The organism is Arthrobacter sp. TE26545 (assembly GCF_056279005.1).
Window position 1 is genome coordinate 1,910,895 of sequence record NZ_JBWBQM010000001.1, and the last position, 22,787, is coordinate 1,933,681.

Consider the following 22,787-nt stretch of genomic DNA (forward strand, 5'->3'; position numbering starts at 1 on the left):
GCGCCACCCGCAGTCCGTAGAGGACGGCGGGTGGCGCTTCCGTTTGGGGCCCGGGCCTTGGTGGTCGAGGCCCCCGGGGCTGGCTGCGGGGGCGCTAGCTGCGCGGGCTGCAGCCTGCCAGGTCGGCGGCGTTGGTGGATGCCGCCATGAGCAGCGCCGCGCCGAGCATGTGCGCGCCGACCAGGAGGGCCGGAATCCCGTTGTAATACTGGGTGAAGCCGATGACGGCCTGCAGCACGGTGACTCCGAGCAGCAGGAACACCGCGGTGCGGAATTGTCCCGTGATGCCCTTGCGGAGGACCAGGAAGACTGCGAAGGCGGTCCCTGCGGTGACCAGGTAGGCGGGCACGGCATGGATATGGCTGACCAGGTCCCAGTCGAGGTCATTGCGGGGGGCATTGGCGTCGCCCGCATGCGGACCGGCGCCCGTAACCGCAACGCCAAGCATGACGGCGGCGGCGGAGAAGAGTGCGACGGCGTTCATCACCGGGCGGGTCACCGCCGGAAGTGCCGCGAGGCTGCGGTCCATGAAGCGGCCGGTGCGCCCGTAGGCCCGGTTCACCAGCAGGGTCGCAAGGACCACGAGGGCCATGGAGACCAGGAAGTGCAGGCCGACCACCCAGGGGTTGAGCCGGGTGAGGACCGTGATGCCGCCGATGATCGCCTGGGCCGGGATGCTGGCAAGCAGCCCCAGCGCGAGCACGAACAGGTCCCGGCGTTCCTTGCGCAGGTTCCACAGGTACACCAGCATGAGTGCGGCGACGGCAGCAAGCGCGAAGGTGAGCATGCGGTTGCCGAACTCGATGAAGCCGTGGATGCCCATCTCGGGGGTGTTGACCAGGGAATCATGGGTGCAGCGCGGCCACGTTGGGCAGCCAAGCCCGGAAGACGTGAGGCGGACGGCGCCGCCGGTCACCACGAGGATGGTCTGGCCCACCAGCGAGAGCATGGCCAGCCTGCGCACGGTGTTGTCCACCTGGTGCGGGAGCCTGGCGGCAAGCCGCTGGATGATGTCGGGGAGGCGGGAAGCCGTGTTCACAGTTCTCTCAATTCCATTTGAACCAGCGGACGGCCGCGGCGCCCGGCACCACGGTCCAGAGCAGCAGGACGAACAATTGGGGCAGGGCGAAGCTGCCGTGCAGGAAGGCTTCCCGCATGGCCTCGCCCAGGGCGCCTGAAGGCAGGAAGTGGGCGAGGTTGCTGGCGACAGCGGGCAGTCGCACCGCCGGAACCACGATGCCGCCCAGGGCGCCGAGGAGGATCCACAACAGGTTGGTGATGGCAAGCGTTGCCTCCGGACGCACGGTCCCGGCAACCAGCAGGCCCAGTGCGGTGAAAGCGGCGGCGCCCAGAACGAGCATCGTCAAACCCGGCAGCCAGCCCTCGGGGCGCGGGTGCCAGCCAAGGGCCGCTCCGACCACCCCGACCACCGCAAGCTGCAGTGACAGGACGGCGAGCACGGCCAGGATCTTGCCGGCAATGAGTCCGGTGCGGCCGAGGGGAGTCGTGGAAAGGAAGCGCAGGACACCGTAGCGGCGGTCGAAGCCGGTGGCGATGCCCTGCCCGGTGAAGGCGGTGGACATGGCGCACAAGGCGAGGATGCCGGGCACTGCGATGTCCACGCGGGGGGCCCCGAGTCCGTCGAGCAGCGGAGTGACAGTCAGGCCGAACAGCGCGAGGAGCGGCAGGATCACTGCGAGGATCAGCTGCTCCCCGTTGCGGACCATGGCGAGGGTTTCGTACTTTCCCTGGAGCAGGATCCGCCGGAGCAGGGGGGCCGGGGCCGACGGTGTGCGCCCTGCGGTCGCCAGTCCGTCGGCGGGAGTGGTGCTCATCGGATGTCCCTTCCCGAGATGTCCAGGAAAACGTCCTCGAGGCTGCGCGCCTCAAGCCGCAGCGAGGCCGGCATGATCCCCATCTCCGCCCACCAGGCCGTCAACCGTGCCAGATGCTCCGGGGCGAGAGCGCCCGTGACCGTGTAGGTGCCGGCGCGGTCCTCGGCAAGTGCAAGTCCCTCGCCCAGGGCGCCGAGCGCGGAGCGGAGGTCCAGCCCCGCCGGTGCGTCGAAGGACAGGGTGCGTTCGGCGATGCCGTCCTTGCCGGGCTCGCCGTGCTGCAGGAGTTCGGCGACCGTTCCTTCGGCAACGTTGTGGCCGGCGTCGATGATGTAGACGTAGTCTGCCAGGCGCTGCGCGTCGTCCATGAGGTGGGTGGTGAGGATGATGCCCATCCCGGAATCGCGCAGTTCGGCGATGAGTTCGAAGACGATCTGGCGCGACTGCGGATCAAGTCCGGCGCTTGGCTCGTCGAGGAACAGCACCTCCGGGTTGCCGACCAGCGCGGCCGCCAGGGCCAGGCGTTGCTTCTGGCCGCCGGAAAGGCGCCGCACGCTGCTGCGGCTGAACGAATCGATCCCGAGCCGCTCCACGAGCTGGTCGACCGGAAGCGGATTCGCGTACATCCCGGCGATGTGGCGCAGCAGAGGTAGCGGACGGGCCGACGGCGGAAGGCCGCCGTCCTGCAGCATCACGCCGACGCGGGAACGCAAGGCAGCTCCGGCCAGGTCCGGGTCTTCGCCCAGGAGGCGGATGCTGCCGCCGGACCTCTTCTGGAGGCCTTGGGCGCACTCGAGGGTGGTGGTCTTGCCGGCACCGTTTGCACCGAGAAGCGCGGTGACCTGCCCGCGCCCGGCATGCAGGCTGACGCCGTTGACCACCCGCAGCATCTTGCCGTCAAGGGCGGCCAGCGGGCCGACGTCCTTGATGAGTCCTTCAATCGAGAGGACGGGGGATTCGGGGGAACGCACCAGAGTATTCTACGGGAAGTAGTAGCTGGCGGCTCCAAGTGTGCAGGTGCCGCCCTGGCCCCCCGGCGTCAGGTCAGCCTTGCCTTACTGGATGCGGGGATTAGATTACGACATGATTGTGTTGTGTATTCCATGAGCAGCTCTGTTTCTGTGCCCGCGAAGCGGCACAGCACCGCCGTCGCGGTGCCGCCGGCCGCTGCCTCCGTCGTCGCCGATTCGGAGGACCGGACGCGCGACCGCGTATTGAACGCTGTGCTGGAGCACGGCCCTGTCAGTGCGGCCGAGCTTGGGGAGCTTCTTGGCTTCACGCCCGCAGCGGTCCGCCGCCACCTCGACCACCTGGAACGCTCCGGCGTCATCGAGGTGAAGCGGGTTGCCAAAGCCGGGGCAGGCGCAGGCCGTCCCGCACGCCGCTACGTGCTGAGCTCCCAGGGCCAGTCGAAGATCGGCGACGACTACCTCAACATCGCAGGCACCGCGCTGCGCCGACTGAAGGAACTGGCCGGCAACGACGCCGTGCGGGACTTCGCCGTCGAGCGCTTCGCGGACATGGAACAGCGCTACGCCCCTGAGATCGATTCGGCCGGCAGCGACATCACCGCCCGCGCCATGGCCCTGTCCAAAGCCCTGAGCCGCGACGGATACGTCGCCTCGGCAGCTTCCATTGAAAGCAAGGCCCCGCTGCCCGCATCCCTGTCGAGTGTGCAGCTGTGCCAGGGACACTGCCCGATCCAGCACCTGGCGGCCGACTTCCCCGAATTCTGCGACGCTGAAACCAACGTTTTTTCCCGGCTGATCGGCGTCGACGTCCGCAGGCTTTCCACCCTCGCCCGGGGCGGACACGTCTGCACCACCCATATACCTACCGGCAGGCCCGCCGTGAAGGAGAACACTATTTCTCCCGAAGGCCGGGTCGCGCCCCGTGAAGAATCAAACAATCAGCAAGGAAGGCCGTAATGACGGACCAAATAGCGGAGAAAGCGGTAGCTGACGGCACTGTGATCTCGGAGATTCTGGAAAAGAATCCCGAGCTGCATGGCATCGGCAACTACGAGTACGGCTGGGCCGACAAGAACGATGTCGGTGCAAACGCACGCCGTGGCCTGGACGAAGAGGTCGTCCGCGATATCTCGGCAAAGAAGAGCGAACCGGAATGGATGCTCGACCTGCGCCTGAAGGGCCTGAAGTACTTCGACCGGAAGCCCATGCCCACCTGGGGTGCGGACCTCTCCGGCATCGACTTCGACAACATCAAGTACTTCGTGCGTTCCACCGAGAAGCAGGCCGCTTCCTGGGAAGACCTGCCCGAGGACATCCGCAACACCTACGAGAAGCTGGGCATCCCGGAAGCCGAACGCAACCGCCTGGTGGCCGGCGTCGCCGCCCAGTACGAATCCGAGGTCGTGTACCACCAGATCCGTGAGGACCTGGAGAAGCAGGGCGTGATCTTCCTCGACACCGACACCGCCCTGAAGGAACACCCGGAAATCTTCCAGGAATACTTCGGCACCGTCATTCCGGTGGGCGACAACAAGTTCGCCTCCCTGAACACTGCCGTGTGGTCCGGCGGTTCCTTCGTGTACGTGCCCAAGGGCGTCCACGTGGAAATCCCGCTCCAGGCCTACTTCCGCATCAACACGGAAAACATGGGCCAGTTCGAGCGCACCCTGATCATCGCCGACGAGGACTCCTACGTCCACTACATCGAAGGCTGCACCGCGCCGATCTACACTTCGGACTCCCTGCACTCGGCCGTCGTCGAGATCATCGTGAAGAAGGGCGCCCGCGTCCGCTACACGACCATCCAAAACTGGTCCACCAACGTGTACAACCTGGTCACCAAGCGCGCCATCTGCGAAGAAGGCGCCACCATGGAATGGATCGACGGCAACATCGGCTCCAAGGTGACCATGAAGTACCCGGCCGTGTACCTGGTGGGCGAGCACGCCAAGGGCGAAACCCTGTCCATCGCCTTCGCCGGCGAGGGCCAGCACCAGGACACCGGCTCCAAGATGGTCCACATCGCTCCGAACACGAAGAGCTCCATCATCTCCAAGTCGGTGGCCCGCGGCGGCGGCCGCGCCGCCTACCGCGGCCTGGTCCAGATCCGTGAAGGCGCAAAGCACTCGGCCAACACCGTGCGCTGCGACGCCCTCCTGGTGGACACCATTTCCCGCTCGGACACCTACCCGTACATCGACATCCGCGAGGATGACGTTGTGCTTGGCCACGAGGCAACCGTTTCCCGCGTCAGCGAAGAGCAGCTCTTCTATCTGATGTCCCGCGGCCTGCCCGAGGACGAGGCCATGGCGATGATCGTGCGCGGCTTCATCGAGCCGATCGCCCGCGAATTGCCCATGGAATACGCTCTCGAGCTGAACCGCCTGATTGAACTGCAGATGGAAGGATCCGTCGGTTAACGATGACTGAGACCACTACTGAAAAGGCGCGCATCGGCGCGCCCTCCGCCCAGCCGTTCATCAACGGGTTCACCGAGGAAGGCGAGAACCTCTCGCCGATCAACGCAGACGGCACCGTCGCGGCGCCGTCGTCCGGTCCGCTCGCCGGCAGCTCCGCCAAGGGCCACTCGCATGGCGGCGGAGTCGGCGTCCCGGACAGCTCGCGCGCCGGGCGCCTGACCTCCTACACGCTTGAGGACTTCAAGGCACTGACCGGCCTGGAAGAAGACTGGCGCTTCACCCCGCTGCGCCGCCTGCGCGGACTCCACACGGAGGCCCTCACCGGTGCCGCCCCGGCCGTCAGCGTGACCGCGCCCGACGGCGTCACGGTCGAGACCGTGGGCCGCGACGACAAGCGCGTCGGTTCCGCGGGCATCCCCGAAGACCGGGTCTCGGCCAACGCCTGGGCCAACTTTAAGGAAGCCACCGTCATCACGGTTTCGGCCGAGACCACTCTTGAAAACGAAGTCACCGTGGTCCTGGCCGGCCAGGGCTCCGAGGCTTCCGCCCAGCACGTGGTGATTGTTGCCGAGAAGTTCTCCAAGGCCATGGTTGTCCTCGGCCACGAGGGTACGGCGGTGGTGTCCGAGAACGTTGAAATCGTCCTCGAAGACGGCGCCGAACTCACGGTCGTCTCCCTGCAGGAATGGAACGACGATTCCGTCCATGCTTCCTCGCAGCAGGCCAAGATCGGCCGCGACGCCAAGTTCAAGCACATCGTAGTCAGCCTCGGCGGCAACGTCGTGCGTGTGACTCCGACGGCCCGCTTTGCCGCCCCCGGCGGTGAGGTCGAACTCTTCGGCCTGTACTACGCCGACGCCGGCCAGCACCTTGAGCACCGCACTTTCGTTGACCACTCGCAGCCGAACTGCAAGTCCAACGTCCTGTACAAGGGCGCGCTGCAGGGCAGGGACGCCCACACCGTGTGGGTCGGCGACGTCCTGATCCAGAAGCAGGCCGAGGGCACCGACAGCTACGAGAAGAACCAGAACCTGGTGCTGACCGACGGCTGCCGCGCGGACTCCGTGCCGAACCTCGAAATCGAAACCGGGCTCATCGAGGGTGCTGGCCACGCCAGCGCCACGGGCCGCTTCGACGACGAGCACCTGTTCTACCTCATGGCACGCGGCATCCCCGAAGATATTGCGCGGCGCCTCGTGGTGCGTGGCTTCCTCAACGAAATCATCCAGAAGATCAAGGTTCCTGCCCTGGAAGAGCGCCTGACGGACGCCGTCGAGCGCGAACTCTCCGCGGTCGAGAACTAGACCGGCCAGGCAGGAACGGACCATGAGTGAATTGCCCCAGGGCGAGCTGGTGTGCAACGCCAACGACATCCAGGTCAAGCAGGCGCTGCGTATCCTCATCGGCGACTACCCGGTAGCCATCGTGAAGGACTCGATGGGCGAAATACACGCCATCGGGGACACCTGCTCGCACGCGGATATCTCCCTCGCCGAGGGAGAAATCGAAGGTTGCGCCATCGAATGCTGGGGCCACGGTTCCCAGTTCGACCTGCGCAGCGGAGAACCGCTCCAGCTTCCTGCCTACGATCCCGTCCCCGTCTTCGCCGTCAGTTTCGACGGCGACGACGTCTACGTGGACGTGAGCAACGTTGTGAACGGCGCCCCGGTACACCACTACTGAGCGCCCCGGTATCTGAGACTTTACGAACGAAAGAAAGAAGAGCATGTCAACTCTTGAGATCAAGGACCTGCACGTCAGCATCGAGACTGAGCAGGGCACCAAAGAGATCCTGAAGGGCGTCAGCCTGACCATCAAGACCGGCGAGACCCACGCGATCATGGGTCCGAACGGTTCGGGCAAGTCCACCCTTGCCTCCACGATTGCCGGCCACCCGCGCTACACCGTGACCAGCGGCAGCATCACCCTGGACGGCGAAAACGTCCTGGAGATGAGCGTCGACGAGCGAGCCCGCGCCGGCGTCTTCCTGGCCATGCAGTACCCCGTGGAAGTTCCGGGCGTCACCATGACGAACTTCCTGCGCACCGCCAAGACCGCGATCGACGGCGAAGCCCCCGCCCTGCGCACCTGGACCAAGGACGTCAAGGCCGCCATGCAGGAACTGCGCATCGACGCCGACTTCGCCCAGCGCAACGTCAACGAAGGCTTCTCCGGCGGCGAAAAGAAGCGTGTGGAGATCCTGCAGCTTGAGCTCTTCAAGCCGAAGTTCGCTGTCCTCGACGAGACCGACTCCGGCCTCGACGTCGACGCCCTGAAGGTCGTCTCCGAAGGCGTCAACCGTGCACACTCGACGGGCAACATGGGCACCTTGCTCATTACCCACTACACCCGCATCCTGCGCTACATCAAGCCGGACTTCGTCCACGTCTTCGTCGACGGCAAGGTTGTGGAAGAGGGCGGCCCGGAACTGGCCGACCGCCTCGAAGAAGAAGGCTACGACCGCTACGTCGACGGCGCAGGCGTCGCCGTTGCGCCTGCCGTTCAGGCCTAGTTAGGATCACCTTATGACCGAAATCAAAGCGGCGCGCACGAGCCTCGAGGATGTCGAGGAAGCGCTCAAGGACGTCATCGACCCCGAGCTGGGCGTCAATGTCGTTGACCTTGGGCTGCTCTACGGTCTGAAGTACTCCGACGAGGACGGTGCCCTGCTCATTGACATGACACTCACCACGGCGGCCTGCCCGCTGACCGATGTCCTCGAGGAACAGGTCGGCAAAGCCCTCGACGGCGTCGTGGACGACTGGCGCCTGAACTGGGTCTGGATGCCGCCATGGGGTCCCGAGCGGATCACCGACGACGGCAAGGACCAGATGCGGGCCCTCGGCTTCAACATCTGATCCCCCGGCAGATCCTGCTGGTAACGACGGCCGGCCACCGAAAGGTGGCCGGCCGTCGTCGTACCCCCGTCGATCGCAACCATCCCGGGCGATAATGGGTGCATGGTCCACTTCAATGCACTGGTGGAACAGCGCGGGCAAAATTCCCTCGTCGGGGTTCCGGATACGGTCAGCAAGGAATTACTGCCCTTTGCCGACGCCGGACGCATCCGGGTGAGTGCGCGGCTCGCCGGTGCGGAATCGGCCGCCGAATTCCACGCCACGCTGGTGCCGGTGGGGGCTGGCGGGCACATTCTGTACCTTCCCGGCGGGGTCCGCGGGGCCGCAGGGGTGCGCCTCGGCGACACCGTCTCCCTCGAAGTACAGCCCCTCGGCCCGCAAGGGTCCGATACTCCTTCCGACCTGGCCAGCGCCCTCGGAGCGGCTGCCGGTGCCGAAGCGGCCTGGGACCTCCTTCCAGCCTCCCAGCGGCGGGAGCTGGTCCGCTTCCTCGAAGGCGCAAGGACTCCCGGGTCGAGGGAGCGGAGGGCCGGGCAGATCGTGGCGCAGGTGCTCGGGCGGACAGTCCCGCCGCCGGGCACGCGCACGGGCAGGGAACTGTGGAAATGTCCCTCCTGCGGCCGCAGCTTTGTCACGCGGAACATGTACCACTCGTGCGTCGACAACTCCCTGGAAGAGGCGTTCCTCGGCATGCCGGACACCACCCGGGAACTCTTCACCCTTGTGCGCCGGACCGTTGAGACCTTCGGCCCGGTCACGCTGGTGCCTTACGCGGATCGCATTGCCTTCATGGTCAGGGTCCGGTTTTGCGGGGCGCGGCCCAGGAAGCGCTGGCTCGATGTGGACTTCTGGCTCACACGGAGGGCCGAATCTCCACGGTTCCACAAGATCGAATCGTTGACGCCATACACGCACATCCACACCGTCCGCCTGACCGATCCTTCCGAGGTCGACGCCGAACTTGCGGCGTGGCTACGGGAGGCCTACGCGGTGGGGTGCCAGGAACACCTCCGGCCCGCGCGGGCGTAAGCCGAGCCGGGAGCGCCGGGCCCGACATTTGCGGCCGCAGCCTAAGGCCGGGCGACCGCGAAGGTGTCGCACTTGGTGATGTCGCCGGTGTTGTAGCCCTGGCCGAACCACTTTTGCCGCTGGGCACTTGAGCCATGGGTCCAGGCCTCGGGGGAGACCCTGCCCGTGGCGGCTTCCTGGATGCGGTCATCGCCGACGGCGGAGGCGGCGGATAGTGCATCGGCCAGGTCCTGCTTTGTGAGCGGATCGAGGAAGGGCTGGCCGGTGTCCGGATCCTTCGCCGTGCTCGCGTGGCGTGCCCACAGCCCGGCGTAGCAATCGGCCTGCAGTTCCACACGGACCGCGCCGGACTGCGGCCCCTGCGGGTCCTCCTGCGCCCGGTCCAGGTTGCCGAGCAGGTTCTGGACGTGGTGCCCGAATTCGTGGGCCACCACATACTCCTGGGCAAGCGGACCACCCGAGGAACCGAAGCGGTCCACAAGCTCCTGGAAGAAGCCCGGATCGAAGTAGGCAGTGCGGTCCGCCGGGCAGTAGAAGGGGCCGACTTCGCTGGTGGCCGTGCCGCAAGCGGTGGAGGTGGCCTGGCTGAAGATCACCGCCTGCGGACGCGGGTACTTCACCTGGTAGTCGGCGAGGTACGCCGGCCAGAAGCTGTTGAGGCTGTTGACCGTGCCGAGGATGCGGCAATCCAGGCGCTTGTCGGCGTCCGCACCGGTACGGCACTCCTGGGTCCCCCCGGAGGATTGCGTGGTGCCGGGGCCGATCGCGGGTGGCTGGCCGCTTCCGGTGATGCCTTCGAGGATCTGTGGATTGACCCCCAGCAGCACCAGGATCAGGGCGACAATGCCGCCGCCGATGCCGCCGCCGATCTTTACTCCGCGACCCGCGCCGCCCCCGCGGCGGTCCTGTACCTGGCTGGGATCCAGCTCCGCTCCGTCATTGAAACTCATAGTCCCAACCATAGGACGTCACGGAGGGCGGGCAAGGGGTCGCGGAAGCTAAAATACACTGGTGCCTTTCCTGAACAAGCTTCAGCTCTGGGCCGATGACCGTCCAGACGATACTGCCGTCGCTGTGGGCGGGAAGCGGCTGACCTGGGCGCAGTTGCGCGACGATGCGACGCTGCGTCTGGGCGAAACCCCTGCCACCACGGTGCTGGCGGAAAGCAACTCACTGCAGTTCGTAGTGTCCTTTGCCGCCGCCGTCGCGGGCCTGCGGTGCTGCGCCGTGCTGGACCCGCTCTGGCCGGCGCCGCTGATCGAAGAAGTGTCCCGGCGGATTGGCCCCGGCGGCGGGATGTCGGACGGCGCCGAGCTGCTTGACGGACCGCCGGACTCGGACTTCCTGGTGGGCCTGACCTCCGGCACCACCTCTGTGCCCAAGGCTTTCACCCGCTCGCGACGGTCCTGGCAGCTCTCCTTCGACGCCTCCGTCGAGTTCTTCGGCCTGCATCAGGACGACGTCACCCTCGCTCCTGGCCCCCTGGCCGCGAGCCTGAACTTGTACGCATTGTCCGAATGTCTCTACGCCGGGGCAGCTTTCCACACCCTGGAGACCTTCGACGTGGGCGATGCGCACGCGGCGATTACGCACGACGGCGTCACCCGCCTGGTCCTTACCCCCACCGTTCTGCGGCTGCTCAGTGAACGCGGCCTGGCCGGCTGCGTGGACGCCTCCGGGATCCGCAGCATCATCTGCGCCGGCTCGAAGCTCGACGCCCGCACGCTTGAGGCGGCCCGCCGCTGGGCCCCGAACGCCGCAATCTACGAGTACTACGGCGCCTCCGAACTCAGCTTCGTCTCCGGCACCTGCCTGGCCGCGGGGGAGCCGCTCGACGCCGGAGGTACTGGAATCGGCGGACCCTTCCCCGGCGTCGAACTCTCCATCCGGGACGACGCCGGCGCGGAAATGGCGGCGGGCGGGCACGGCAACATCTGCGTACGCAGCGGCATGGTGTCCAACGGGTATCTCTGGGGCGACGACGGGCATGCGCTGCGCTCCTTCGGCGACTGGTACACCGTGGGGGACCAGGGCTACCTCGAGCACGGGGTGCTGCACATCCTGGGCCGCCGTTCGGACATGATCCTGTCCGCCGGACGGAACGTCTATCCGCATGAGGTGGAACTGGCACTGGCAGCGGTGCCCGGCGTCTCCGCCGCGGTCGCGGCAGGCATGCCGGACGAACTCCGTGGCCAGCGCGTGGTCGCCGGGATCCTGCCGGCTTTCGGGGCTGTCACTGCCACCCAGATCCGCACCGGACTGGATGGGCTGCTGGCCCGCGAGAAGCGTCCCCTGCAGTACTACCTGCTCAGCGAACTTCCCGTGACGGACCGCGGCAAGGTCAGCCGCCGGGTGCTCCTGGAATGGATCGCGGACAATGACCCCCGGGCACGCCCCCTTGGCTGAGCCCGGCGTGCCGGCCGATCCCTCGCTGCAGCCGGTCATCATCGCAGCCCTCCGCACCCCGGTCTGCCGCGCCGGCGGGCAGCTGAAGTCCCTGCGCGCCGAAGAACTCCTGGCCCCCGTGCTGCGTTCGCTGCTGGACACCACCGGTATCGCAGGGGAACAGGTATGCGATGTGCTGATCGGCAACGCCGTGGGCGGTGGTGGAAACCTGGCCCGCCATGCCGCCTTGCTGGCAGGCCTGCCCGTCAGCGTGCCGGGCATGGTGGTGGACCGGCAGTGCGGCTCGGGGCTGGACGCGATCGCGCTGGCATCCCGCCTGCTCGCCGCCGGCGGGGACGGCATCTACCTCGCAGGCGGGGTGGAGAGCATCAGCACCGCCCCGCTGCGCGCCTACCCGGGCCGGACCCCGGAGGAGGCCCCCGAGTTCTACACCCGGGCGCGCTTCGTGCCCCCGCAGTTCGGGGACCCGGACATGGGCGTCGCGGCGGAGAACGTGGCCCGCAAGCACGGGATCAGCCGGGAACGACAGGACGGTTTCGCCCTGCGCAGCCACCAGCGCGCGATTGCGGCGCGGGAGGCCGGGCGCTTCGACGGTGAGATCCTGCCCGTGGCCGTGGCCGGGACAACGGTGGCGTCCGACGACGGTCCCCGCCGCGCGCTTGGCGCTGCGGTGCTGAGGCGCTTCCCACCCGCTTTCGTTCCGGAAGGAACCGTCACCGCCGGTAATTCCTGCTTCGACGCCGACGCCGCCTGCGCCGTCGTCATCACCTCGCTGCGCCGGGCCCGCGAACTCGGCGTCCCGGGCGCACTGCTCGTACTCGGCAGCGACACCGCCGGCGTCGATCCGGAACTCCTGGGCGTCGGAGCGGCCGCCGCGGCGGCGCGGCTGCTCGAACGGGACGGGATGAAGGCCGCGGAGGTGGATCTCGTGGAATTCAACGAAGCATTCGCCGCCCAGGCGATCGCCTGCCTCGACGCTCTGGGGATCGATCCGGAACGGGCCAACCTCGACGGCGGCGCCCTCGCCCTGGGCCACGGCTACGGCGCCTCGGGCGCGGTCCTCGTCACCCGGCTGCTGGCGCAGGCGCGGCTGGCGGCACAAGAGAACCCGGGCCGCGATCCTCTGGCCCTGGCCATGATCAGCATCGCCGGCGGCATGGGAACAGCGGCGCTCTTCCGGTACATGCGGTTCTAGTCTTCGGCGTCGCCAAGTCCCCGGGCGGCCAGGGCGTCGCCGGTCTGCCGGGCGTAGGCCACGGTGGAGATGAACACCGGCAGCACCAGGGCCCGCGGGTTGCGTTCCAGGCCCCGGGCCCGCGCGGCGTCCCGCACATCGGCGAAGGTCCCCGCGATGAACGGGATGCTGCGCAGCATCACGGCGATGGTCAGGGCGAAGCGTTCCGGGTCGGCCCCGAAACGGCGGAAGGGCCGGGCCAGGCCGGCGACGCCGTCGAGCAGCTCCTGGACGGGTGTGGTGGCGGTCAGCACCGACGCCGCCACAACGCACACCAGCACGTTCAGGACGATCCGCGCCGCCGTCGGGCCGCCGAGCTGCCACCACTGGAACAGGCCGATGAGCAGCAGCACGGGGGCCATCAGCCACAGAGCGCGGAGCAAGCGCCGCACTCCGGCGCCGCTGAGCAGGAACAGCCCGCACATCGCCGCGAACACCCCGGCGGAGACCAGCCAGTCGACGATCAGGAAGGACGCGCCCCCGCACCCCGCCACCAGCAGGAACTTCGCCCACAACGGCGTCCGGTGGAGCAGCGAGTTCCCCGGCACGTGGTTGGCGAGGAGGAAGCCGTGGCCCCTCACGGGGCGTCCTCGAACGACGCCGCGCACAGCGCCCGGTAATGTTCGACGGCGGCAGCCGGGCCGCCGTCGAACACGATCATTGCGTTGTCCACCACCAGGACGCGGTCCATGTCGAGGGCCAGCCCGAGGTCGTGCGTGGACATGATGACCTGCTGTGGCAGGCCTGCGACGGTGCGGCGGAGCAGCTCCTTGTTGCGCAGGTCCAGCAGCGTGGAAGGCTCATCCAGGACGAGCACCGCCGGGTCGACGGCCAGCACGGCGGCGAGGGCAAGCAGCTGCCGCTCCCCGCCGGAGAGCTCGTAGATGCTCTGGTCCGCCAGGTGCAGCAGGCCGAAGCGGCCCAGCACCGACTCTGCCCGGGCACCGCGCTCGGCTGCGTTCTTCACGCTCCGGCGCAGGGACAGCTCCACGTCCTCGCGCGCTGTGGGCATCACCAGTTGGGAGAGCGGATCGGTGAAGACGAAGCCCACCTGGCTGCGGACCTTGCGCCCCTGCTCCTCCGTGCCGGCACCGTTGACGCGGACGCTTCCCTGGCTGGGCAGCACCAGGCCATTGAGCAGCCGCAGCAGGGTGGACTTGCCCGAGCCATTGGCGCCGATCACGCCGATGCGGCGCTCGGTGAGTTCCAGGTCCACGCGGTCGAGCAGTGTCTTCGGCGCATCCTGGCCATCAACGATGACGCGGACTGAAACGTCCTTCAGTTCAATCATGCTGTCCTTGGGTTGCTTCGACGCGCGCTACTTGACGCGGCGGACCAGCAGGTCCGGGAATGCCTTGTGCAGCGAGACGGCGATGACCGCGGCCAGGACGTTCTTGATGATATCGCCGGGATAGTAGACGAGGTCGGCGAGGAACGCCTTGCCGAAGTCCAGCTTGCCGTTGACCATCATGCCCAGCACGCCGAGCCCGTGGACCAGCACGATGCTGCTCACCATGGCGGCGGCGAAGAAGAACACGGCGCGGTACTTGACGGTGCGGCGGACGACGACGGCGGCCAGCCAGCCCGCCGCGGCGGCGGCCAGCGGGAAGGCGATGATGTAGCCGGCCGAGGGCCCTGCAAGGATGCCCAGGCCGCTGCGCCCGCCGCTGAAGATCGGCAGTCCGGCAAGGCCCAGGAGGACGTACAGCCCGACGGCGGCGAAACCGCGCCCGGCGCCCAGCACCAGGCCGGTGAGCATGACGGCGAGGGTCTGGATGGTGATCGGCACGCCGAGCACGCCCATCGGGACGCCGGGGACGAAGGCGGCCGCGGCCACGAGAGCGGCGAAGACGGCGACCAGCCCAAGATCGGTGGCGTTCCATTGCTTGCGCGCCTGCGGGCGGGTGGCGGTGTTCTGGCTCATTGCGGTCCTGTCGGTTAAGGCCTGGTGCGGGCGGGTTCCCCTGTTTCGAGCGTAGTTGCGCGGGGCGCCGCCGTTTTTGGAGGCTTCGGACAAGCAGCAGGCGGCCCCTTTGTCAGGCTGTGTACAAAAGGCCGGGCGTGGACCGGTTCCGTCTGCACGGCTGCGCCCGGCCGGGCCGGTAGACTTGGACGGGCCGCGTTCGCGGTCTTCTCCGCCGCCGGCAACTTCGACGTGCCGTGGCGTCCCCGTTGAAAGGCATCCGAAGAATTGATCACCGTCCAGGAACTCGAACTCCGCGCCGGCGCCCGCCTGCTGATGGACCAGGTCAACTTCAGGGTGGACAAGGGGGACAAGATCGGGCTGGTGGGCCGCAACGGTGCCGGCAAGACGACGCTCACCCGGGTCCTCGCCGGTGAGGGGCTGCCCGCTGCAGGCAAGGTGACCCGCAGCGGCGAGATCGGCTACCTGCCGCAGGACCCCCGCACCCCGGACATGGAGCAGCTCGCCCGGGACCGGATCCTTTCGGCCCGCGGCCTCGATATCGTCGTCGGGAAGCTGAAGAAGGCCCAAACCGAAATGTCCAGCGAGGACGCCGCCGTGCAGCGCAAGGCGATGGCCCGCTACGACCGCCTGGAGGCGGAGTTCCTGGCCGGCGGCGGCTATGCGGCCGAAGCCGAAGCCGCTGCCATTTCCTCGAACCTGGCGCTCCCGGAGCGCATCCTCAACCAGCCGCTTAAGACCCTCTCCGGCGGCCAGCGCCGCCGCGTCGAGCTCGCCCGGATCCTGTACTCGGACGCCGAGACCCTGCTCCTGGACGAACCGACCAACCACCTCGACGCCGACTCGATCTCCTGGCTGCGGGACTTCCTGAAGGGCCACCAGGGCGGACTGATTGTCATCAGCCACGACGTGGAGCTCCTCGAAGCCACGGTGAACAAGGTCTACCACCTGGACGCCAACCGGGCCCAGATCGACTACTACAACATGGGCTGGAAGCGGTACCTGCAGCAGCGCGAAACCGACGAGCGCGCCCGCAAGCGCGAACGTGCCAACGCCGAGAAGAAGGCCCAGGTGCTGATCGACCAGGCCAACAAGATGCGCGCCAAGGCCACCAAGGCCGTCGCTGCGCAGAACATGGCCAAGCGCGCCGAACGGCTCCTCAGCGGGCTGGAGGCCGTCCGCGAGCAGGACCGCGTGGCGGCCCTCCGCTTCCCGGAGCCCGCGCCCTGCGGCAAGACTCCGCTCACTGCCGAAGGCCTGAGCAAGTCCTACGGTTCACTCGAAATCTTCACCGACGTGGACCTCGCGATCGACCGCGGCTCAAAGGTGGTCATCCTGGGCCTCAACGGTGCCGGCAAGACCACCCTGCTGCGGATGCTGGCCGGCGTCGACAAGCCCGATACCGGGGACATCATTCCGGGGCACGGGCTGAAGGTGGGCTACTACGCCCAGGAACACGAAACCCTGGACCACGAGCGGACCGTCCTGGAGAACATGCGCTCGTCGGCCCCGGACATGAAGGACTCCGAAGTCCGCGGCATCCTCGGTTCGTTCCTGTTCTCCGGCGACGACGTCGACAAGCCGGCCGGCGTGCTTTCCGGCGGTGAAAAGACGCGCCTGGCCCTGGCCACCATCGTGGCCTCCAGCGCGAACGTCCTGCTGCTGGACGAACCGACCAACAACCTGGACCCGGCCAGCCGCGCCGAAATCCTCGGCGCGCTGCGCAACTACAGGGGCGCCGTCGTGCTGGTCAGCCACGACGAAGGCGCTGTAGAGGCGCTGAACCCGGAGCGCGTGGTGCTGCTGCCCGACGGCGTCGAGGACCTCTGGAACTCCGACTACCTGGACCTGATCACCCTGGCCTAGCCGCCCAACTGGCTCGCAGTTGTTGCCGTTTTGAGCAGTCAAAACGGCAACAAGTGCCAGTTGGTTTAGCGCACCCGCAACGGCTCCGCCCCGGTGATCCGGGTGAGGTCCGCGTAGCTGATCGAGAACATCGAGCAGTGGTCGCCGCCGCCCGCCCACAGCAGCGGATGCTGCCCGAGGGATTCGTCCAGGATGGTCCGGATCCGTTCCGGATGCCCGACCGGGGCCACGCCACCCACCTCCTGGCCGGTGTGCTCAAGGACGAAGTCCGGGCTGGCGCGGCGGACCTTTCCGTTGCCCAGTTGGGCTGCCACCAGCGAAGTGTCCACCCGTGCCGCGCCGCTGGCGAGGATCAGGAGCGGGCCGCCGTCGTGCTCGAAGACCAGGCTGTTGGCAATCGCGGCCACATCGCAGCCCAGCTGTTCCGCCGCTGCGGCAGCGGTGGGCACGCCCGTGCTGAAAAGCTGCATCGTGTCCGGCAGCCCGGCGGCCAGGAGCGCGTTCCTGACGTTCGCTACTGCCTCCGGGGATCCGGCGGAGTGTGCGTCAGTAGCCCTGGGCATCGAGAATCGCGTCTTCCTCTTCTTCGGATGTGCGGCGCTTCGACTTGCGGGCAGGCTTCGAGCCGGCGCCCTTGACCCGGGCGGCCGCGCCGAAGTCGTCGTCCTCGTCTTCGGCGTCGATCCGGGCATTGCGGGCCTGCTGGCGGGCGGCATAGCCGAAGCCCACGAACATGAGCACGCCGAACGCGAACCATTGCAGGGAGTAGGACAGGTGCGTGCCTTCGTCCGTGGCCGGCTTGGGGAAGGCGACGGGCATCGACGCCGGGGCCGGGGTTTCGCCGGCCAGCTGGCCGTAGGCGCCGGTCAGCACGGGATAGGGGAGTTCGGTGGCGAAGGCGGGCAGGTCGATGGACGCGAGCTGGCCTTCGACGGCTCCCCGGTCCAGTTTCGCTTCACCCGGTTTCATGCGTACGACGACGGTTACCTCGCCGGAGGGCGGGGCAGGGATGCTGTCCGGCCGGCCGGGCGTTTTGTTTCCGATCGGCAGCCAGCCACGGTCGACCACCACGGCCTCGCCGCTGTCCAGCCGGAAGGGGACCACCACTTCGTACCCCGGCTGGCCGTTGAGCGGACGGTTGCGCACGACGCGCTGTCCCGCCACGTCGTAGCTCCCGCGGAGCTCCACCTGGGTCCATTCCTTTTCCGGATCCAGGGACTGGAACTGGGCCTTCGCCTCGCTGAACGGGATCGGGGTGGCCGAGTAGTTGCTGACCACCCGGTTGATCTCGGCCAGGGTTTCGGCGCGGCGGTCCATCTGCCAGCGCCCCAGGAGAACGCAGCCGGCGGCGAAAATCAGCGCCAGGACGAAATATCCCAGCCATTTGCTGGAGAAGAGGAAGCGGTACATTCAGCTGTTTCCGTCCTGTGCCGGGGCCGAGGGTGCCGCCTCCGGGATGAAGGGGACGGTTTCCTTCCACAGCCCGCGGGTCTGCAGGTAGTCCTCCAGCCAGCCGCGGTGCTCGGAGCAGGAGAGCCACACCTTCCGCCGCTCAGGCGTATGGATGCGCGGGTTGTTCCAGAGCAACTGCCAGCTCGCTTCGGCACGGCAGGCCTTGCGGGAACAGATGGCCGGGGCACCCTCAGGGCCAGCCGACGCGGAGCCGGGGAAAAGCAGGCTCACGACGCCGCCTGCCCGCGGCCGTCTTCGGGCGTGGCGTTGGGGTCCGGCCTGTCGTTGTCGTCGACGATTTCGCCTTCCAGGATGGTCATCGGCTGCTCTGTCTCCGCTTCCTCTGCTCTGCCTGATTCCTGCACCCGGTCCGTGCCTTCCAGTTCGGCCGCGGAAACGTAGTCCAGCAACGCGTCGCTGTGCACCTCGGCCTTGTCGCTGCCGTTCGCGATGACCACCGCAATCCACGGCAGGAAGACCGCCCCCGCCACCGCAACGAGCTTGAACCAGCCATCCACCACGAAAATGAGAATGATGCACACCATGCGGATGCCCATGGCCACCGCGTACTTGATCATCCGTTCGCGCATGTCTTCCGAATGCGCGGCTGCGGCGTCGGTGATGCTGTGGACTTCCGGGTACGCGGAATCCGGCGCCGGGTCCCCGGGTTCCCGGTCCACGGGGCGGTCATGTCTTGTCACAGCTTGTTCACCACGCTCCAAATGCTCTATCCAATTCTCTCACCACGGCACTTGGCGCCCAAACTGCGCCGGCGCCGTCACGTCCGCGGCCGGCCGGTATGCCTTTCCGCGCGGGCGCCGGCCCGCGGCTAAGATCGATCCGGGAAAACATCCTTCTTCACAGTGCGGCAACTTCCTGCCGCGGGATCACGGAGCACAGAGCATGTCTGAAACAGCAAACGGCCGGAGCGTACTCATCACCGGTGGCAACCGCGGAATCGGCCTGGCCATCGCCGAGGCGTTCCTTGCCAACGGAGACAAGGTGGCCGTGACCTACCGCAGCGAATCCCCCCTGCCCGAAGGCATCCTCGGCGTCCGCGCCGACGTGACGGACGAGGCGTCGCTGGATGCTGCGTTCAAGGAAGTCGAAGCCGCCCACGGCCCGGTGGAGGTGCTAGTCGCCAACGCCGGCATCACCAGGGACACCCTGCTCCTGCGGATGAGCGAAGACGACTTCACCTCCGTGATCGACACCAACCTCACCGGAGCGTTCCGCGTGATCAAGCGGGCCTCCAAGGGCATGATCCGCCTGCGCAAGGGCCGCGTGGTCCTGATCTCCTCTGTTTCCGGCCTGTACGGCGCACCGGGCCAGATCAACTACTCCGCCTCCAAGGCCGGCCTGGTGGGCATCGCCCGCTCCCTGACCCGCGAACTCGGCAGCCGCGGCATCACCGCAAACGTGGTGGCACCGGGCTTCATCAACACCGATATGACCGCCGAGCTTCCCGAGGAAACCCAGAAGAGCTACCTGGCAAGCATCCCCGCCGGCCGTTTCGCCGAAGCCACCGAGGTCGCCAACGTGGTGCGCTGGATCGCCAGCGACGAAGCCGCCTACATCTCCGGCGCAGTCATCCCGGTCGACGGCGGCCTGGGCATGGGCCACTAAGCCGAGTCCGCGCATCCACCGCCGGTCCTCCTGCCCCGATTCCGCGCCGCCCCTTTTGTGGAAAGCCCACAACAGGAAAACGGCCCTGCGCTGGCATGATGGATACCGGACCCACACTATTTTGGACGTCATGAACAAAAGGAGCTCGAATGGGACTGCTCGATAACAAGACCGCAATCGTCACCGGATCGTCGCGAGGCATTGGCGCCGAGGTTGCCAAGATCCTCGCAGGCGAGGGTGCCGCCGTCGTCGTCAACTACCGCCAGAAGGCCCCCCGGGCCAACAAGGTCGTGGCTGGAATCCAGGAGGCCGGCGGCCGTGCCGTGGCCGTGGGCGCCGACCTGACCACGGTGGAGGGCGTGCACGCACTGGCCAGCGCGGCGATGGAAGAGTTCGGCTCCCTCGACGTCCTGGTCCTGAACGCCTCCGGCGGCATGGAGTCAGGCATGGGGGAGGACTACGCCCTCAAGCTCAACCGCGACGCGCAGCTGAACATGCTCAACGCGGCCGTCCCGCTCATGGGCGAAGGCTCCCGTGTGGTCTTCGTGACCAGCCACCAGGCCCACTTCATCGACACCGTCCCCACCATGCCGGAATACGAGCCGGTGGCACGCAGCAAGCGCGCCGGTGAGTTGGCTCTGCGCGAGCTGCTGCCGAGCCTTGAGGACAAGGGCATCTCCCTCGTGGTCGTCTCCGGCGACATGATCGAGGGCACCGTCACCGCGACCCTCCTCGACCGCTCCAACCCGGGTGCAATCGAGGCCCGCCGTGCGGAAGCCGGCAAGCTGTACTCGGTGGAAGAGTTCGCGGCCGAGGTGGCCAAGATGGTGACCGCCGACGTCGAAAGCGGCCACACCGAGTACGTGGGAGGCGCCGACTACTTCGGCAAGAGCGCCTAGCGTTTCGCCCTCTCCGAAAGGGGCAAGGAGGCTCCGGACAGCAACTGCCGTCCGGAGCCTCTTTCATTGCGATTCATACCCCCTGGGGGTATTGTGTGCATGTTGGATCAACCGGGGAGGAGCAGGCATGCGGGCAATGGCAGCCAGGCTGGCACTGTTTCTTGCCGTGGCCGCGGTGCTCGCAGGATTCCTCGGCATGCACGTGCTCAACGGACACCATGCAGGGCACATGTCCAGCGCCGTCGCAGTGGATACGGCGGCGCACTCCGTCGCCATGAAGTCCGCCCACGTCACGGATGCGCACGGCTGTGGCTGTTCCTCGCCGTGTCCCGAAGTCTCCGAAGCGCATCCGTCCTGCGATCCGATGACGAGCACCGTGACGTTGCTGCCGCAGGGCGGCTCACCGTTCGTGCTGCGGCCGGTACCGCCGGTCATGCAGTTGAACGCCTCCGGCAGCGTGCTCCTGGATTCCCGCAGCCACTCCTTGCATGAGTTGTGCATCAGCCGGTGCTGATGCGGCTTCGGCAGGCCGCCCGTGGCGGCTGCCGCAAGCACAAGCCCGCACCGGCACAACCAGCCAGACAAGGAACACTGCAATGACCTTTTCCCGGAACACCTTCACGAAACCTCGCATCGCCGCCGCCGCGGTGGTGCTCGCCGCCGGACTCACGCTCACCGCCTGTGCAGGCGGCACCGGAAGCGGCGCCCCCACGGGGAGCGGGCACGACGCCGGAACGCACCAGCAGGGCCAGTCCGCCGCTGCACACAATGAGGCGGACGCCGGCTTTGCGCAGGCCATGATCGTCCACCACCAGCAGGCCCTCGACATGAGCGAAAGCATGCTGGGCAAGAAGGACCTCCCGCAGTCCGTCATGGACCTGGCGCAGCGGATCAAGGATGCCCAGGGCCCGGAGATCGCCACTATGACTGCTTGGCTCAAGGCCTGGAATGAACCCGTGGAAATGGCCGCCGGGCACGCCGGCCATTCCATGGAAGGCATGCTCAGCGAAGAGGAACTGGCCGCGCTGAATGCCGCCCAAGGCAAGGAAGCGGCCAGGGTGTTCCTCACGCAGATGATCGCCCACCACGAAGGCGCCGTCAGCATGGCCAAGGATCAAACGGCGAATGGCAAGGATGCGTCCGCTGTGAAGCTGGCCACCGTGATTGTCACGGCGCAGCAGGCCGAGATCAAGGAGATGCAGGAACTGCTCGCCACCCTCGGCTGATCCGCCCTTCGGAAACGCAAAGGCCGTGGTCCCGCCTTGCGGGGCCACGGCCTTTGCCGTATCAGGATCCTGCTCAGACGCCGGCGATGTGCCGGACGGCGTCCAGGTACGGCATGTTGATGGCGGCGTCGGCCACGGCGCGCACCGCCGGCTTGGCGTTGAAGGCGACGCCGATTCCCGCGGCGCCGAGCATGTCGAGGTCGTTGGCGCCGTCGCCCACGGCGATGGTGTGTTCCAGATCGATACCTTCGGCGGAGGACCACTGGCGCAGGTACTTCTCCTTGGCGGCGCGGTCGATCACGTCGCCAAGCACCCTGCCGGTCAGGGCGCCGTCCACGATTTCCAGTTCGTTGGCGATCCAGTAGTCCAGGCCCAGCTCCTCGGCTATTGGACGCAGGATCTGGTTGAAGCCGCCGGACACCACCGCAACCGCATGCCCCGCGGCCTTGAAGGCCGCCACGAGTTCCGCCGCCCCCTCGCTCAGGCGCACCTCGGCACGGACGGAATCGACGACGTCGGCCGGCAGCCCGGCGAGCACGGCCACCCGGGCGTGCAGGCTCTGGGCGAAGTCCAGTTCGCCGCGCATGGCGGCCTCGGTGACGGCCGCGACTTCCTCGCGCTTGCCTGCGTGGGCGGCGAGGAGCTCGATGACTTCCTGCTGGATGAGCGTGGAATCGACATCCATGATGAGCAGCTTGCGGGGCGCCCGGCGCAGGCTGTCCGGAACGATCGCCGTATCCATGCCGGGGCCGGCGGCACCGGCCAGCAGGCGGCGCAGCGGCGTGAGGTCCGAGGATAGTCCGTTGTCCACCGAAAGGCCCACCGTGTAGACGCTGAAACGCTCGTCCCCCGAACGCGATTCGGAGGTCAGGGAAGCGCCGGCCGAGGAAAGCACATTGCGCAGGTTTTCCAGCTCCAAGGGGGACAGATCCACGCCATAGCTGACGGCGGTCACGTTCGAACTCATGGCTGCAATCTTAGCCAGCGCAGCGCGGCACCCTGAATTCCATGACGGCCCGCCGTATGACTGCCGGCCGGTTA

At 67.5% G+C, this 22,787-nt stretch carries 26 protein-coding genes; 14 read left to right on the plus strand and 12 right to left on the minus strand.

Annotated elements, in window-relative coordinates:
• Positions 1–94 precede the first annotated feature (94 nt).
• The 3 genes from ACZ9CK_RS08485 to ACZ9CK_RS08495 are packed head-to-tail and all read right to left on the minus strand — an operon-like array spanning position 95 to position 2,806.
• A complete protein-coding gene (locus ACZ9CK_RS08485) occupies positions 95–1,039 on the minus strand; it encodes a COX15/CtaA family protein (protein ID WP_476049747.1) in 945 nt (314 codons plus the stop codon).
• 7 nt (positions 1,040–1,046) lie between these two features.
• Positions 1,047–1,835, minus strand: a complete 789-nt coding sequence (locus ACZ9CK_RS08490) for an ABC transporter permease (protein WP_426297462.1) — start codon at positions 1,833–1,835, stop codon at positions 1,047–1,049.
• Positions 1,832–2,806: an ABC transporter ATP-binding protein gene (locus tag ACZ9CK_RS08495; RefSeq protein WP_476049748.1), complete on the minus strand. Its 975-nt coding sequence runs from the start codon at positions 2,804–2,806 to the stop codon at positions 1,832–1,834. Before ACZ9CK_RS08495 ends, ACZ9CK_RS08490 begins: the two co-directional genes overlap by 4 nt.
• Before the next feature lie 132 nt (positions 2,807–2,938).
• Here ACZ9CK_RS08495 and ACZ9CK_RS08500 point away from each other — a divergent pair, with 132 nt between their 5' ends.
• The 7 genes from ACZ9CK_RS08500 to ACZ9CK_RS08530 all read left to right on the plus strand — a co-directional run bounded on the left by ACZ9CK_RS08500 (position 2,939) and on the right by ACZ9CK_RS08530 (position 9,113).
• Entirely contained in the window at positions 2,939–3,763 is an 825-nt protein-coding gene (locus tag ACZ9CK_RS08500; protein ID WP_426297466.1) for a helix-turn-helix transcriptional regulator, read from the plus strand.
• Positions 3,763–5,226: a Fe-S cluster assembly protein SufB gene (gene sufB, locus ACZ9CK_RS08505; RefSeq protein ID WP_426297468.1), complete on the plus strand. Its 1,464-nt coding sequence runs from the start codon at positions 3,763–3,765 to the stop codon at positions 5,224–5,226. Before ACZ9CK_RS08500 ends, sufB begins: the two co-directional genes overlap by 1 nt.
• Before the next feature lie 2 nt (positions 5,227–5,228).
• Entirely contained in the window at positions 5,229–6,530 is a 1,302-nt protein-coding gene (gene sufD, locus ACZ9CK_RS08510; RefSeq protein ID WP_426297470.1) for a Fe-S cluster assembly protein SufD, read from the plus strand.
• 22 nt (positions 6,531–6,552) lie between these two features.
• Positions 6,553–6,909, plus strand: a complete 357-nt coding sequence (locus ACZ9CK_RS08515; protein WP_426297472.1) for a non-heme iron oxygenase ferredoxin subunit — start codon at positions 6,553–6,555, stop codon at positions 6,907–6,909.
• A gap of 43 nt (positions 6,910–6,952) precedes the next feature.
• A complete protein-coding gene (gene sufC / locus ACZ9CK_RS08520) occupies positions 6,953–7,738 on the plus strand; it encodes a Fe-S cluster assembly ATPase SufC (protein WP_426297474.1) in 786 nt (261 codons plus the stop codon).
• 13 nt (positions 7,739–7,751) lie between these two features.
• A complete protein-coding gene (locus tag ACZ9CK_RS08525) occupies positions 7,752–8,084 on the plus strand; it encodes a metal-sulfur cluster assembly factor (protein WP_426297476.1) in 333 nt (110 codons plus the stop codon).
• 102 nt (positions 8,085–8,186) lie between these two features.
• Positions 8,187–9,113 (plus strand): DUF5655 domain-containing protein, encoded by a 927-nt coding sequence (locus tag ACZ9CK_RS08530; protein WP_426297478.1) that lies wholly within the window; start codon positions 8,187–8,189, stop codon positions 9,111–9,113.
• A gap of 41 nt (positions 9,114–9,154) precedes the next feature.
• Here the strand turns inward: ACZ9CK_RS08530 and ypfJ are convergent, their stop codons facing one another.
• The gene (ypfJ, locus tag ACZ9CK_RS08535; protein WP_426297480.1) at positions 9,155–10,063 is read right to left on the minus strand and encodes a KPN_02809 family neutral zinc metallopeptidase; all 909 of its coding nucleotides are present in this window, start codon (positions 10,061–10,063) and stop codon (positions 9,155–9,157) included.
• Positions 10,064–10,124: 61 nt separating this feature from the next.
• Here ypfJ and ACZ9CK_RS08540 point away from each other — a divergent pair, with 61 nt between their 5' ends.
• Complete coding sequence (locus tag ACZ9CK_RS08540) at positions 10,125–11,519, plus strand: class I adenylate-forming enzyme family protein (protein WP_426297483.1); 1,395 nt, start codon at positions 10,125–10,127, stop codon at positions 11,517–11,519.
• Positions 11,491–12,714, plus strand: a complete 1,224-nt coding sequence (locus ACZ9CK_RS08545; protein ID WP_426297485.1) for a thiolase family protein — start codon at positions 11,491–11,493, stop codon at positions 12,712–12,714. Before ACZ9CK_RS08540 ends, ACZ9CK_RS08545 begins: the two co-directional genes overlap by 29 nt.
• On the opposite strand, the gene ACZ9CK_RS08550 is transcribed toward ACZ9CK_RS08545, so the two are convergent.
• Genes ACZ9CK_RS08550 through ACZ9CK_RS08560 form a run of 3 tightly spaced genes read right to left on the minus strand, consistent with a single transcriptional unit; the run spans position 12,711 to position 14,677 of the window.
• Positions 12,711–13,334, minus strand: coding sequence for an energy-coupling factor transporter transmembrane component T family protein (locus ACZ9CK_RS08550; RefSeq protein WP_426297487.1), 624 nt, complete (start codon positions 13,332–13,334; stop codon positions 12,711–12,713). The two genes, ACZ9CK_RS08545 and ACZ9CK_RS08550, sit on opposite strands and share 4 nt — an antisense overlap.
• Positions 13,331–14,044 (minus strand): energy-coupling factor ABC transporter ATP-binding protein, encoded by a 714-nt coding sequence (locus ACZ9CK_RS08555; RefSeq protein ID WP_426297489.1) that lies wholly within the window; start codon positions 14,042–14,044, stop codon positions 13,331–13,333. The genes ACZ9CK_RS08550 and ACZ9CK_RS08555 overlap by 4 nt, the downstream gene beginning before the upstream one ends.
• A 27-nt stretch (positions 14,045–14,071) precedes the next feature.
• Positions 14,072–14,677 carry a biotin transporter BioY gene (locus ACZ9CK_RS08560; protein ID WP_426297491.1) on the minus strand — a complete coding sequence of 202 codons (606 nt, stop codon included), beginning with the start codon at positions 14,675–14,677 and terminating at the stop codon, positions 14,072–14,074.
• A 267-nt stretch (positions 14,678–14,944) separates the two neighbouring features.
• On the opposite strand from ACZ9CK_RS08560, the gene ACZ9CK_RS08565 reads away from it, so the two are divergent.
• Complete coding sequence (locus ACZ9CK_RS08565) at positions 14,945–16,543, plus strand: ABC-F family ATP-binding cassette domain-containing protein (protein WP_476049749.1); 1,599 nt, start codon at positions 14,945–14,947, stop codon at positions 16,541–16,543.
• A gap of 65 nt (positions 16,544–16,608) precedes the next feature.
• On the opposite strand, the gene ACZ9CK_RS08570 is transcribed toward ACZ9CK_RS08565, so the two are convergent.
• From ACZ9CK_RS08570 to ACZ9CK_RS08585, 4 genes are read right to left on the minus strand one after another with little or no spacing between them, the layout of a single operon-like run.
• A complete protein-coding gene (locus tag ACZ9CK_RS08570) occupies positions 16,609–17,106 on the minus strand; it encodes a YbaK/EbsC family protein (RefSeq protein WP_426297495.1) in 498 nt (165 codons plus the stop codon).
• Positions 17,090–17,953 carry an SURF1 family cytochrome oxidase biogenesis protein gene (locus tag ACZ9CK_RS08575; RefSeq protein WP_426297497.1) on the minus strand — a complete coding sequence of 288 codons (864 nt, stop codon included), beginning with the start codon at positions 17,951–17,953 and terminating at the stop codon, positions 17,090–17,092. Before ACZ9CK_RS08575 ends, ACZ9CK_RS08570 begins: the two co-directional genes overlap by 17 nt.
• The gene (locus ACZ9CK_RS08580; RefSeq protein WP_426297499.1) at positions 17,954–18,226 is read right to left on the minus strand and encodes a hypothetical protein; all 273 of its coding nucleotides are present in this window, start codon (positions 18,224–18,226) and stop codon (positions 17,954–17,956) included.
• Positions 18,223–18,717, minus strand: a complete 495-nt coding sequence (locus ACZ9CK_RS08585) for a DUF3099 domain-containing protein (protein ID WP_426297501.1) — start codon at positions 18,715–18,717, stop codon at positions 18,223–18,225. The genes ACZ9CK_RS08580 and ACZ9CK_RS08585 overlap by 4 nt, the downstream gene beginning before the upstream one ends.
• A 181-nt stretch (positions 18,718–18,898) precedes the next feature.
• On the opposite strand from ACZ9CK_RS08585, the gene ACZ9CK_RS08590 reads away from it, so the two are divergent.
• The 4 genes from ACZ9CK_RS08590 (at position 18,899) to ACZ9CK_RS08605 (ending at position 21,746) form a co-directional block, all read left to right on the plus strand.
• Positions 18,899–19,621: a beta-ketoacyl-ACP reductase gene (locus tag ACZ9CK_RS08590; protein WP_426297503.1), complete on the plus strand. Its 723-nt coding sequence runs from the start codon at positions 18,899–18,901 to the stop codon at positions 19,619–19,621.
• 149 nt (positions 19,622–19,770) lie between these two features.
• A complete protein-coding gene (locus ACZ9CK_RS08595) occupies positions 19,771–20,520 on the plus strand; it encodes an SDR family oxidoreductase (RefSeq protein WP_426297505.1) in 750 nt (249 codons plus the stop codon).
• A gap of 127 nt (positions 20,521–20,647) precedes the next feature.
• Positions 20,648–21,034, plus strand: coding sequence for a hypothetical protein (locus ACZ9CK_RS08600; protein WP_476049751.1), 387 nt, complete (start codon positions 20,648–20,650; stop codon positions 21,032–21,034).
• A gap of 82 nt (positions 21,035–21,116) precedes the next feature.
• Positions 21,117–21,746: a DUF305 domain-containing protein gene (locus ACZ9CK_RS08605; protein WP_476049752.1), complete on the plus strand. Its 630-nt coding sequence runs from the start codon at positions 21,117–21,119 to the stop codon at positions 21,744–21,746.
• 73 nt (positions 21,747–21,819) lie between these two features.
• Here ACZ9CK_RS08605 and serB read toward each other — a convergent pair whose 3' ends face one another.
• Positions 21,820–22,713, minus strand: coding sequence for a phosphoserine phosphatase SerB (gene serB, locus ACZ9CK_RS08610; protein ID WP_426297511.1), 894 nt, complete (start codon positions 22,711–22,713; stop codon positions 21,820–21,822).
• Between the last annotated feature and the right edge of the window lie 74 nt (positions 22,714–22,787).